Source organism: Sphingobacterium psychroaquaticum, from assembly GCF_004421025.1.
GTDB classification, from domain to species: domain Bacteria; phylum Bacteroidota; class Bacteroidia; order Sphingobacteriales; family Sphingobacteriaceae; genus Sphingobacterium; species Sphingobacterium psychroaquaticum.
In genome coordinates this window covers 2,604,305-2,617,587 of the sequence record NZ_CP038029.1, presented here as the reverse complement: position 1 = coordinate 2,617,587, position 13,283 = coordinate 2,604,305, and the positions used below count along the sequence as shown (strand labels likewise).

Sequence of the window (13,283 nt, the reverse complement as noted above, 5' to 3'; positions counted from 1 at the left end):
ATAGTTTGTATATTCGGATTAATTATACCACCTAGATTTTTGATTGATATGGGTTCAGAGGATCTGAAGTTAATCCAATTATTGAAAAGTAATGATGAACATGCTTTTCAGGTTGTTTTCGAGAAATATGCTTCGCGAGTCTATAAAAATGCACTCATCTTAATGAAAGACACCGGGTGGAGCGACGATATTGTCCAAGAGGTATTTATTAAATTATGGAAATACCGCGATCAACTTCTGGATGAAAGTAACTTATGGAATTTTATCTTGGTGCTGACCAGGCGGGAAGCCTATAATAAACTACGGGGAATAAAAAGATCGCAAGAAGCTTTCGAACGACTTTGGACACATTTCACGACCCCACATTATGATTCGGAGAAAGTAATTATATGTCGAGATGGTCTGGACCACCTGCAGCGGATTATTCAAATTTTGCCTCCCAAGCAGCAGGAAGTATTCTTGTTAAATAAAATCGAAGGGCTCTCGTATGAGGAAATAGCAAACAAATTAGGAATTTCGAACAGCACCGTTAGGAACCATTTAGTCGTAGCTTCCAAGGTTATTAAGTCCAAAATACGAAAAGCAGATCTGCTCGTTCTCCTGTTATTCTGTAATTTTTAGAAAAAAAGTAAAAAGGACTAGACCATTTATTTTTTTATGGTGTTCTGTTTATACCAAAACAGAAACCATTTATGAACGAGCACCATATACACGACCTCTTTAGGCAATATTTTGACCATACCCTAACCAAAGATCAACTGAATACGCTGATCCAAGCTATGGATAAGCTTAGCGAAGAAGATTTTCTATTGTTGATGGAGGAGGTGCAACCCGAAGATACTGCTGTAGCATTGGATCTATATGCCTTTAAGGAAAAACTTATTTTTCAGCGCGTAAAAGTAGCGCTCGAGGAGGATCGTAAAGTACGTCCTATAGGCCGCCGTATTACGCGCAAAGTGGTGATCGCGTTGGCAACCGCAGCTGCTGCAGTATCATTGATCTTCTACTTTTTCCCTTTTACCTTGGATAAAAAAGAATTACAGTCCGATCAGTTGGTGGTGAACGATGTGATATTACCGCAAAATATTGGTATCATAGTTTCCTCTTCAGGCGGAAAAAAAGAGGAGATCCATAGCGATAAATCGCGTACCTATCACGACTTGGGGCTCGAAGTACGCGTTGATGAAAACAATGAAGTTGTCTTTCGGAGCAAACCTGTTCCAGGCAGGGAGCAAGAAGAAATAACATTTTCCAATCCAAAAGGGGCCACCGCCAAACTGGTCCTTTCCGATAGCAGTATCGTATACCTTAATTCCAACAGTACGATTCGTTACCCAAGTACTTTTGCAGCCCAAAAACGGCATGTCCATATTCAAGGGGAAGCCTATTTTAGTGTGAAGCATGATAAGAGCCGTCCGTTTACCGTAGCAGGAGGTGGACAACAGATTCAGGTCCTGGGTACGGAGTTTAATGTTAACTGCTATACCCCAAACTATATGATTACGAGCCTTATAACCGGAAAAGTGCAGATCGATTACCAGGATCAGCACGCGGCGTTACGTCCTGGAGAACAAGCCCTTTACGATGTTGCAAAGAATAATTTCACCGTTCAAAAAAGCAATAACAGTGAGGTGTTAGCGTGGAAAAACGGCCGATTTAGCTTTGCGGAAGATAATATACATCAAGTGCTGGACAAGCTGAACGATTGGTACCAAATCGATGGTTCGGATGTTCGCTACCAATCCAACGATCGATTTTCGGGGTCCATCAAGCGAACCGAGAAGTTATCAGATGTGCTTCGGCAGCTCGAAAAAATATCATCGTATAAATTTAAAATTGAGAATAGGAGGGTGATTGTTATGAAATAGAAATATAACCTACAAAAAAACGGAAGTGCTACCAACACTTCCGCAAAGAATTATTCAGTCAAATCCTAATAGTACTCGCTAAAGACTATTACTAACCAAACAATATGAACAAATGTATAAAATAACTGATAAAAAGCGGAGCTTTCCGCCTAGAACCTGGATTAAATGCATCGTGATTATGAAGATTGCAGTCATTTTTCTGCTCATTTTTACCACACAGGTAAAAGCCGAGCTATATGGACAACGTGTTACGCTGAATTTTCAAAACCAACCTATAAAAGCTGTGTTTTCGGAAATTCAAAATCAAACGGGCTTCGACTTTTTGTATAATAGCAATCTCTTAGACAAAAATCGTAAAGTAACGGTACAAGCCAAGAACAGCAGCTTAGATGTGGTGTTAACAGATTTATTTCGAAGTTTAGCACTCGATTTTGAGATTGATAGAACCACCGTACTCGTGGTGAAAAAACAAAACACCGAGGAGTTGAAAAAAATGCAATCTTACCTGTTCAAAGGTAAGGTCATGTCTGATAAAGGCACGCCAATCGGTGGGGCTAGTATAAAGATTAAGCAGGCCACGGATGCCACAACAACCAACTCACAGGGATATTTTAGCTTGAAGCACAATAAGCCTTCGGCTGTCTTGGTAATCACCGCTATTGGTTTCGAAAGCCAAGAGGTTGCCATCGATAGCGATAAGGAGCACAGCATTACGCTTAAATCGACTGTTAGTGATTTAGAGGAAGTGGTCGTGGTCGGTTTTGGTACACAAAAGAAGATTAGTGTGGTCGGTGCGGTGCAGTCCGTAAAGCCGGACGACCTGAAAACAACATCGAGTAACCTGAGTACGGCCTTCGCGGGAAATATTCCCGGCATTATTGCAAGCCAGCCTTCGGGCGAGCCGGGGTATGACCAAGCGAATTTCTACATCCGCGGTATTTCTACTTTTGGATCTAACCGCACGGCATTGATTGTCTTGGATGGTGTCGAGATAAACTCGACCATGTTAAACAACATACCACCCGAGTCGATCGAGTCCTTTTCCATCCTAAAGGACGCAACGGCAACCGCACTCTATGGTAGTCGTGGGGCAAACGGGGTCATTATCATCAATACCAAATCTGGACGCAACACAGAGAAGATGTTGATTAATGTCCGTTTAGATAACACGGTTTCTATGCCTACTTTTGTCCAAAAGATTGCAGACGGGGTGACCTACATGGAGAACTATAATGAAGCGGTGAAGAACAGTACCCCCGCCAATCAGACCTATGTTCCGTTCTATTCACAAGAGAAAATAGACGGGACGCGGAATAAGCTGAATCCCTATATCTTTCCAGATAATAACTGGTATGATATGCTATTTAAGGACTTTAGCATGAACCAAAACTTTAACTTCAATCTTACGGGGGGAACGAAGAAAGTGGACTATTTCTTGAATACGTCGATCTTTAACGAGAATGGTATAATCAAGGAACCGAAGGAAGGAAACTACGATACAGGGATCAACAACAGAAAGTTCTTGTTCCAGAGTAATGTGTCTTCAGATGTGACTAAGAGTACACGTATTGGCCTTAAGATGAATACACAGCTGTGGTACAACGATCGTCCGCAAGAAGATGTGACCGATTTATTTTACTACACCATGCGCGCCAATCCCGTTCGTTTCCCGGCAACATTGCCCGCCGAAGAGGGGGATACCTTTGTGCGGTATGGAAATAATACATCGTGGGATGTTGGTCCGATTGACCTGAACCCATATGCATTGCTCAGTAAAGGATATGGAAACCGGTATTATTCCTACCTCACCACGGTACTTAACGTCGATCAAGACCTTGGATCGTTGGTGAAAGGTTTGAGCGCTAAATTTCTAACATCCTTTTACAATTACACCTATTCGGGGACATATCGGACCTTCACGCCGTTCTACTTTAAGGTAAACGATAATTATACGGTAAATCCGGATGGTACGTACAATTTTACGACCGAAAGTATCGGCACTCCGGGAAGTACATACCTAACATCCTCTGTGGGCCGTGCGGGGCATCGCGAATACTCGGTCCAAGGATCTGTGAATTACGATCGCACTTTTGGACGCCATGAAGTCAATGGTATGGTGGTTATGCACGCCAAAGAACAGGTAAAGAACACGCCGGAAGCGGAAGAAAACGATATCCTCCCATTTCGCCAACAGGGATTGGCTGGCCGTTTAACCTATAACTACGATACACGATACTTTACAGAGGTTAACTTCGGCTACAATGGCTCGGAGAACTTTATATCCGGAAAACGGTATGGCTTTTTTCCATCGGCAGCGGTGGGGTATCTAATCTCCAATGAACCCTATTTTAAAGGACTTAAAAATACAATTAACCTACTGAAAATTAGAGCTTCGTATGGTTTGTCCGGAAACGATGCTTTAAGTTCTCGGTTTCCGTACCTGACAACGGTAACGATGAGTAATGCGTTGAACTTTTACAAGGGTATTAACTTTTCATCCACCAGCGGACCGAAGGTGTCTATTGTCGGAAACGAAGACGCTACCTGGGAGCAGGCAAAGAAAGCAAATATTGGTTTGGATGTAGAAATAGCAAAAGCATTCAGCCTCACCATTGATTATTTTAATGAAAACCGTTCTGGTATATTCATGCAACGCTTGTCCCTTCCAACATCGGTAGGTCTTGCCGGCACAACGCCTTATGCCAATATCGGAAAGGTCAAGAACAATGGCGTTGATTTTACGGTTTCCTATAAGCGCAGTTATGCCAACCAGTTCAGTTTCTCGGCAACAGGTAACTTTACATATGCGCATAATGAGGTCGTAGCAAAAGATGAACCTCGTTTATTATATCCGTATACATCCGTAATCGGGCGGCCGATCAATACCATTTATGGGTTGGTATCAGATAAACTTTTTGCCAATCAACAAGATATTGATAACAGTTCAACACAAGAGTTCTCCACCTATAAACCCGGTGATATTAAATATAAAGATCTGAATGGCGATAATCGTATCAACGGGAATGATATTACTGCATTGGGCTATCCCACCATTCCAGAGATCATTTACGGCTTCAATGGCGCATTATCCTACAAGAAATTTGACCTTTCTTTCTTAATTCAAGGGGCAAATAGAGTTTCCTTGCGGATGAACAATATGCATCCATTTGTTGACGCCGGCCGATTTGGGTTTAATATCACACAATATATCGCTGATGATCACTGGTCGGAAGAAAACCAAAATATTGACGCGGCTTACCCACGGCTGAGCTCTACGTGGAATGTCAACAACATCCAAAGTTCTGATTTCTGGGTTAAAGATGCGAGCTACATCAGATTAAAGTATGCCGAGATGGGATTCCGGTTCAATAAAACGATCCGAATGTATGTCTCCGGAGCAAACTTGCTATCCCTGCATTCCTTTAAATACTGGGATCCAGAAATGGGAGATGGCAATGGGTTGAAGTATCCGTTGCAGCGCACGGCGAAAATGGGTATACAGTGTCAATTTTAACGAATACGTAAGATGAAAAAGTTAAAACTTATTATTACAGGTCTATTGCTATTGACCTCCTGCAATAAATACTTAGATGTGGTGCCCGAAGGAAAGGCAACCATTCAGGATATCTACCGTACACAACTACAAACACAACGTTTCGTATACACCCTGTATGGTAGCATGCCAGATCGCTTTAACCTTCAAGTAATGCCTGATATGTTTGCTGGAGGTGATTTTATTTCAGGCTATTATGGTTCTGTTCGGTATTTCACGTATAAAAGCTTGATTTACGGGTTAGAATCATCCAGCAGTACCTATTATGGTTTATGGTCTACCGTTTCGACCTTTCCAACAGGTGCGTGGCGCTATAATATCTTCGAATCCATCCGTAACTGTTACAACCTCATTGCCAATATTGATAAAGTACCTGATATTACGCCAGAGAATCTAAAGCATTGGAAGGGAGAAGCGTATTTCTTAATTGCTTATTACCACCAGATCTTATTGGAATACTATGGCCCTACAGTTCTCGTACAAGGGGAGATCCCCTTGAATGCGGGAGACGAAGACGTATACTTGAAAAGAAGACCGTACAACGAGTGTGTAGACTTTATTGTGGGGAAATATAATGAAGCGGTACAATATTTACCGAACAGTTGGGGGAACGATGAGTTGGGGCGCGCAACGATAGCTTCTGCCATGGGACTAAAGGCACGGTTGCTGCTTTATGCTGCATCGCCCTTAGTGAATGGCAATTCGGATTTCTATGCGGGCTTTAAGAACGAAGATGGACAGAACCTCATTCCGCAACAATTTGATAAAGAGAAATGGCGCTTGGCGATGCTTACGGCCAAAGAAGCGATCGATTACTGTGAGTCGAATGGTTACAAGCTGTACGAAAGTCCGAGTGCAACGAATAAGCCCGATATGGAACGCGGTATTCAAAACTACCACTCCACATTTGTTGGCGAAGGGTCGGGCTCATTTTGGAATACCGATGAGATCTTATTTGGCTTCGGAAACCAAGCTTCTGTTGCCTATACGATCCGTAACATAGCACCTCGGATTGGGTTTAAGACGTATTCAAGTAAAGGGTTCCGGGGCTATGTATTCCCAACTTGGGATTGTATCCATAGTTATTATTCCAAGAACGGACTTCCGATGGATGTAGATCCTTTGACAAAGAACCTCAACTTATACACGGTGGCGCCTGGCGATAGTACGGCCCTATTGAACCGTAATAGAGAACCTCGATTCTACGCATCGGTGGGTTTTGATCGCGGCAGTTATCAAATCAATGGTGGAACCATTACCATTCGTAGTCGTCGGGGCGAGATGCAACAGAATGATGGAGATCCTAAAAATGAATACCAATCGGATAATGGCTATTATTGCCAAAAATGGATCTCTAAGGTGGATTCGTATAATGCAACAAGCGATGTCATTACTTCCAATAAGTACCAGATTCCATTGTTGCGTTTGGCGGAGCTATACCTTAACTATGCGGAGGCGGACTTCGAGTACAATGGGAGTTTAAGTGCGCAGAGCCTTACCTACCTTAATAAGGTGCGTCGCAGAGCTGGGCTTCCTAATTTTGAGGCTTCTTGGGCAATTGTAGGCGGCATCCCTAGCGGTGAATCATTGCGTAAAGTACTGCAGCAGGAGCGTTCGATCGAGTTTTTTATGGAAGGGAGACGCTTTCATGATATCCGCCGTTGGAAGATTGCTCATATTGAGATGACCCGCGAGCAGAAGTCCTGGAATTTGGCCGGTAAAACGCAGAATGATTTCTATCAAGTTAAACCGATGAAAGAGGGTGGTGTGCGTGTATTTGAAAGTCCAAAGACCTATTGGTTGGCTATTCCGCTAGATCAGCTGAATACCAACTATAACCTGGTACAAAACCCAGGATACTAGATATAGTAATTTGGTAGTCGTAAAGGTGGTGCCTAGGGAGGTCACAATAGTGATTTCCTTTAGGTGCCATTTTTTATGGAAAAGGGTGGGGTGCTTTTATCGTCTCTAATTTTAGTTAGATTTGCAGTACAGGGGTCTAATTTTTTACAAACAAGGGGTACAGATATGCGCGGGTACAAGTTCGAAATATTTACGGCAGAGATCGAGAGAGATATTAGGGAAGGTGTTCTTAAGGCAGGGCAGAAGCTTCCGTCAGTCCGTATGTTGAAGGAAAGGTACCAGATGAGTATGAGTACGATACAAAAGGGCTATGAACATCTGGTTCTTTTAGGTTTAGTAGAGAGTATACCGCAGTCCGGCTATTTCGTTAGCACCCGACCAGCACTTATTTCTACGGATCGTGTGTCCCCTTTAATCGTGGTTCATGATCCCGTATTTAGGAATCACTTAGAGGCGACTACTGTTCGTCGAGACCAACGTCATCAATCGGCCTTTCATGTGGCTGCTCCGGGCGATGTGGTTATGCCCCAGAAACTATTGTTGCGCACGATGCAGCAGGTGGTTCGTGAAGAGGGTGCTGGATTATTGCGCTATTATCCGTTTGACGGAGACCCTGAACTAAAAGCGAAGATCATGGAGCGTGCGGCACTCTATCGTACACCCATCCGTATGGAAGAGTTGATCATTACCGATGGTGCTCTGCAGGCTTTGCATATCGCTTTAGCAAGCGTGTGTGAGGCAGGAGACCTTGTGGCCATAGAAAGTCCGTGCGTCTTTTCGATGCTCGAAGTGATACGGGTGCTGCGGTTAAAAGTCATCGAGATCCCTGTTGATGCACAGGAGGGCTTTGATGTGGATATGCTGCAAAGAGCCTGCGACAAGAATGCCATAAAGGCGGTTATCGTTACGCCTAATTATCATAATCCTACGGGAACGATACTTTCTCACGACCAGAGGGAGGCTTTGCTGGCTGTGGCTGACCGCTATGACGTGGCTATTATTGAAAACGATGTATATGGAGACTTAGGCTTCCACGGGCAGCGCCCCCTGCCGTTAAAGGCGTTGGATAAGCGCGGTTTGGTACTTTCTTATTCCTCATACGCCAAGACCGTGTCTCCAGGTATTCGCTTGGGCTGGTTGGCGGCAGGTCGATTTACGGAGCGTGCCGAACAAATTAAATTTACGCTAGGCAGTACTGTTTCGCCTATCTATCAAGAAGTGATGAAGCGTCTTTTGTCGGGAACAAGTTACGATCGCCATCTTCGGGCGTTTAAGATGCAGCTGGCGAAAAATGCGTATCAGGTTACTCATATCTTGGCCGATAGCTTTCCCAAAGGGACATCTTTTGTTACGCCCTCGGGCGGATTTAATGGCTGGGTGAAGCTGCCCAAGGATACGGATATGGATCTCTTTTATAGGCAATGTGAAAAGTGGAGGGTACAGTTTACACCGGGATATACTTTCTCGTTCTCAACCCAGTATGATTCTTGTTTTAGGATTGTCTTTGCAGACCGTCTCTCCGCACAGAAGATCGAAGCGATACGGGCTGTCGGGCAGGCGATGGGCGCCTAACTGTATCGTTGTAATGTGCTTAAACTGTATGCTTCTTTCTGTGTGATGCTTGCTAGATTTGGAGCATTAGATCACATATAGCGATGGAAATTATTACCAAATTTACAGTAGCTACCGAGCAAGGGGTAGACGTATTAATGGAGCTTACGCAAGCACTCACCGTAGAAAAGCTGGGACCTCTGTTAGCGCCAGACGTATTGGACAATCATATGCGACAGGAACTTACCAAGGAAAAACTTGTCATGGAGCTCAACAGTATGTCCAATCAATGGCTGGTGGTGTATGTTGATGGGCGTGCAGCAGGCTATGCACGGATTACATCCAAAGGACAAAAGCCTGCATCGCTTCAAGGGGGACGTTCCATACGTATTGCCGATTTTGGTATCTTAGCTAAATACAATACCTCAGCTGTATATATGGCTTTGCTGGATAAGTGCCTTTCTGTGTGTCGTTCGTATGAAAATATATGGGTCCAGGAGTATGTGGACCACCCTGTGTTGGAGCTCTTGGAGGAGCATGGTTTTGTGCAGCAGGAGGGAAGTTCTGTTTTAGGCGATTTGCCGCTAGCTTCTGTTTTTCTGGTGCGCAGGGCTCTCGAGTGATTTCTCGAGTGTATCATAGCTGAATTGAAAACCTGCGCTTTTGATTTTTTCATTACTGACGCGGGAACCTTCGAGCAACATGATGGACATTTCTCCCAACAACAGTTTGATAAGGAAGGCGGGGACATTAGGCAAAATACTCCTTTTGCCGACAGCACGGAGCAGTGCTTTAGAGAAATCGTTTAGGGTAATGTGCGCAGAGGCGGTTGCGTTGAAAACACCTGAGGGTGGATTTTGGACCAATAGAAAGCTGTATATCTGCACCAGGTCGCGAACATCGATCCATGGTAGGTACTGCTTGCCACTGCCTAAGGTGGTGTTAATACCTAGCTTCGCAAGAGGCGCTAGTTTGTGGTACATCCCACCATCTGGACCGATAACGACTCCTTTGCGGAGAATGATGGTTTTAACCCCTAAGTCAGCAAATCGCTCCGCTGCGTTCTCCCATTGCCGGCAAGTGGTCGCCAGAAAATCGGTTCCACTGGGCGACTCTTCTGTAAATATATCTTCCCGCGTAATAGCGCCATAAAAACCTACGGCAGAAGAGGAAATCAACGTGTCGATAGGTAGTTTGTATTTCTCAATATAGTGATAGAGTACGTTCAAAGACTTGACGCGACTTTCTATAATCTCGCTTTTGCGTTTGGCGGTCCAACGCTTTTCGCCGATATTGGCGCCAGTCATATTGATAATCGTAGATACCCTGTCAAAAGCTTGGGCATCTATATAACCGGTCTCCATATTCCAAGTGTAATAACGCACCAATTGGTTGTCGCTACTGCGTTCGCTCCGGCTTAAGACGTGGAGGGAATAGCCTAAAACGGTCAAATGCGTAATAAGATGCTTCCCAATAAAGCCGGTGCCACCAACGAGTAGTATAGTCTTAGTCATAAATACCTCTTATTTTCTATCTTGAAGGTACGGGTTGTTCGTTCGATCCTGTTTCACCCAGATCAATCGGTTCGTGTCATAGCCGATTTCCTGTGCAACCTTAAGGAAATTTGCTTTAACATCGTCTGGGATAGTTTTTTCCCGTGCAAGAATCCAGAGGTAGTCCAAATTTTTACCCGCGATCAAAGCATACTGGTAATTATCGTCCATCGAAATGACATTGTATCCCGAATAAAAAGGACCGAAAAAACTAACCTTTAGTGCGGCCGTGCTTTTATCGCCTCTGAATTTAGCGAGACCATCGGCTTTCTCCCAGGTGTTCTTTTTGTAATTGTAACCACTGTTCAGGACGATTACATTTCCGGCATCATCCAGCTTGTACTGCGCCGATGTATTATCGAGATCCTTTTCAAAACGGAAGTCAAATCGAGCGATTTCATACCAGGTACCTAAATAACGATTGACGTCAAAATTTGTAACAGGGATGGCTTTTTCAGGCTTGGATGAAGAACAGGAGGCAAAAACTGCTAGTACAGTGCTAATAAGGAAGAGGTATGTTGTGATTCTATGTGCGTTTTTCATTACTGATTGTTTTTAGTGTAAAAAAATCCGGTAAAGCAAAAGAGAGAATAACCTGCCTCGTGATGATTTGCGTTATTCTCCCTAAAAGTAATGAGTTTTTTTGATATTCAGGAAACCTAGTTTCTAAAGGTGCCTATCCAGTCCTTCAGTTTTGAAAGCTGTTCGGTGAGGAATGATTCATGTTCTTCTTTTTCCTCTTTCCGTTCTACCAGTATATGTTCGAAGTAAGTTCCTTTGAGGATTTTCCGTAAGAAACCTTCGCCTAGGAACGGTTTATAGTCATTCAATGCCTGGGTGGCTTTTAAGAGATGACGGATATCGTATTGTAACGGATTAATATCTGGAACCTGTTTGTTTAGATTAAGCAACTCGTATACAGCAATCCTTGCCGTACGCACAGAACTCTCCATCGTAAATACCACATCATTGTTTGTTTCTACAAACTGTCCCACTAAACCGAGGTTGGTGCATCCTTCGGGCACAACACGCGGGCGATCACCTTGGGCACGTGGCATAAACATGGAAGTGATATAAGGCATGAAAGAGGAGCGTACGATGGTATTTTCAATGACATTGTCCAGTTGATCGCTAATACCTAGATGGTAACATAGCTCAGACAGGATTTCATTTCCGGTACATTCGGGCATTGTTTTTTGAACATGATTACCTTTTTTATCCATAAAGAGAGAATATACCCAAATCACAAGGATATCATCTGGCTGGGTTGGAAAGTGAGGCTGTCTGTTACAGGTAAAGCTCATCAACCAATTGGAATCGGTAATGGTAATAATCCCGCCCGTTGCCGTGTTGCCCGAGTAGGGGTCATTGACACAGAGTTCTTTTAGCTTTTCGACAAACGCAGAAGGTCGACATGTTAAGGTTGCGGACTCCCAAGATGATTTTTTAATATCGCTATAAAATTTGTGTGGCCGACCAAAAACGTCTGATTTGGTAGCCAAGTTTTTCCATAGCTTCCAGCCATCGCTCTCGCTACCACTTTTATTATCGATGGTAATATTCGGAGCTGTATCATTTGTGCCATAAAAGGTGCTTTCTGTCATGGAGCTCGTTGTCGCAATCACAAAGTCTTCGGGCCCAACAGCGATTTTAACGGTCTTACCGTCTTGTTTGGTTAGGATATGCTGGACAACTTTCGTTGTTCCTGAAATTTGAATATCCAGGTCTTCTACGAGTGTGTTGAATTGGATCTGTACGCCTTTGTCGACCAAGAAATTTTTTAAGGGTGTGACAAAGCTATCAAACTGGTTATATTTAGGGAATACAAGGCAAGAAAAGTCTTTCATCCCATCAATAGCATGGAGAAAGCGATGCATATATAGTTTGAGTTCCAACAAGCTGTGCCAGTTCTCAAAGGCGAACATAGAACGCCAGAAGTACCAAAAGTTACTGTTCAGAAAGGAATCATTGAAATAATCTTCAATAGTTAGATCATCTAGTTCTTCTTTTTTCTTGAGCAGTAATTTGATGATGGCGAGTTGATCCTTTTTCTCGATTCCAAATTTGCTAAAATCCTGCACTTGACCTTGTTTGTGTATCAAGCGGGATTTGGAATAATTGGGGTCGTTATCATTCACGAGGCGGTATTCGTCCAACACACTATATGGTGCAGGCAGCTCGAGGGCTGGAATATCTTGGAAGAGATCCCATAGATTTTCATAGGTCATGTCCATTTCGCGTCCACCACGAATAATATAACCTTCTTTTGCATTTCCCGCGCCGTCTAAGGAACCACCTTCCACATGGAGTTGATCTAGGAAGATGATATTTTTTCCCGGAATGTGTCCATCACGTATAAAATAATAGGCGGCAGCCATGCCTGCAATACCACTTCCAACGATGTAGATTTTGCTGTTGTCAAAGGATTTGGAGGGAATTCCTTTGTTGCGCTGATAGTTTCCGATCTGATCCGAAAAGGGCATTGTTTTTTCGGGGGTATTGATCTGGATTTCTTTGCTCGAGTCAGGTTCGTGGTTTACCTTTCCGAATTGTCTCGAACTGTTCAAGACTTTGTCGAATTTCGATGTAGATTTTTTCATTGTTAAATATTTTATTATTAACAACTTAAATTTAATCTATTTTTTCTCTACATGAAAGTTTGGTGGTTAAAATAGAAAAAATATAACACTACCTTAATAATGATATAGAATTTTTTTTCTGATTTTATCCTGTTTCATCCTCCCGAGAGTGGAGGGATCTACGAAGCACCTTAACCCTCTAATCTCACTTCACTTCTTAACTCTCTAACTTGTTAGCCCAACTACGGCCTCTATGCCGGCCAGGCATCTTACTTTTTGCCGAAAAAGTAAGCAAAACTCGTCGCTAGGAATATTT

General features: G+C 43.3%; 9 protein-coding genes. 6 read left to right on the top strand and 3 right to left on the bottom strand.

Annotation, left to right across the window (positions count from 1 at the left end):
• Positions 1 to 48: 48 nt before the first annotated feature.
• The 6 genes from E2P86_RS11115 to E2P86_RS11090 all read left to right on the top strand — a co-directional run bounded on the left by E2P86_RS11115 (position 49) and on the right by E2P86_RS11090 (position 9,458).
• Positions 49 to 621 carry an RNA polymerase sigma factor gene (locus E2P86_RS11115; RefSeq protein ID WP_085471540.1) on the top strand — a complete coding sequence of 191 codons (573 nt, stop codon included), beginning with the start codon at positions 49 to 51 and terminating at the stop codon, positions 619 to 621.
• Positions 622 to 692: 71 nt separating this feature from the next.
• Complete coding sequence (locus tag E2P86_RS11110) at positions 693 to 1,868, top strand: FecR family protein (RefSeq protein ID WP_134433012.1); 1,176 nt, start codon at positions 693 to 695, stop codon at positions 1,866 to 1,868.
• 178 nt (positions 1,869 to 2,046) lie between these two features.
• The gene (locus E2P86_RS11105; protein WP_134433010.1) at positions 2,047 to 5,382 is read left to right on the top strand and encodes a TonB-dependent receptor; all 3,336 of its coding nucleotides are present in this window, start codon (positions 2,047 to 2,049) and stop codon (positions 5,380 to 5,382) included.
• 12 nt (positions 5,383 to 5,394) lie between these two features.
• Positions 5,395 to 7,284 carry a RagB/SusD family nutrient uptake outer membrane protein gene (locus E2P86_RS11100; protein ID WP_085471543.1) on the top strand — a complete coding sequence of 630 codons (1,890 nt, stop codon included), beginning with the start codon at positions 5,395 to 5,397 and terminating at the stop codon, positions 7,282 to 7,284.
• A 165-nt stretch (positions 7,285 to 7,449) separates the two neighbouring features.
• Positions 7,450 to 8,856, top strand: coding sequence for an aminotransferase-like domain-containing protein (locus E2P86_RS11095; protein WP_134433008.1), 1,407 nt, complete (start codon positions 7,450 to 7,452; stop codon positions 8,854 to 8,856).
• A gap of 83 nt (positions 8,857 to 8,939) precedes the next feature.
• The gene (locus E2P86_RS11090) at positions 8,940 to 9,458 is read left to right on the top strand and encodes an N-acetyltransferase (RefSeq protein ID WP_134433006.1); all 519 of its coding nucleotides are present in this window, start codon (positions 8,940 to 8,942) and stop codon (positions 9,456 to 9,458) included.
• Here E2P86_RS11090 and E2P86_RS11085 read toward each other — a convergent pair.
• From E2P86_RS11085 to E2P86_RS11075, 3 genes are all read right to left on the bottom strand, one after another.
• Positions 9,420 to 10,349 (bottom strand): TIGR01777 family oxidoreductase, encoded by a 930-nt coding sequence (locus tag E2P86_RS11085; protein ID WP_134433004.1) that lies wholly within the window; start codon positions 10,347 to 10,349, stop codon positions 9,420 to 9,422. The two genes, E2P86_RS11090 and E2P86_RS11085, sit on opposite strands and share 39 nt — an antisense overlap.
• A gap of 9 nt (positions 10,350 to 10,358) precedes the next feature.
• Positions 10,359 to 10,931, bottom strand: a complete 573-nt coding sequence (locus E2P86_RS11080; protein WP_134433002.1) for a lipocalin family protein — start codon at positions 10,929 to 10,931, stop codon at positions 10,359 to 10,361.
• Positions 10,932 to 11,047: 116 nt separating this feature from the next.
• On the bottom strand, positions 11,048 to 12,988 hold the full coding sequence (locus E2P86_RS11075; protein WP_085471548.1) for an oleate hydratase: 1,941 nt from the start codon (positions 12,986 to 12,988) through the stop codon (positions 11,048 to 11,050).
• Positions 12,989 to 13,283: the final 295 nt, after the last annotated feature.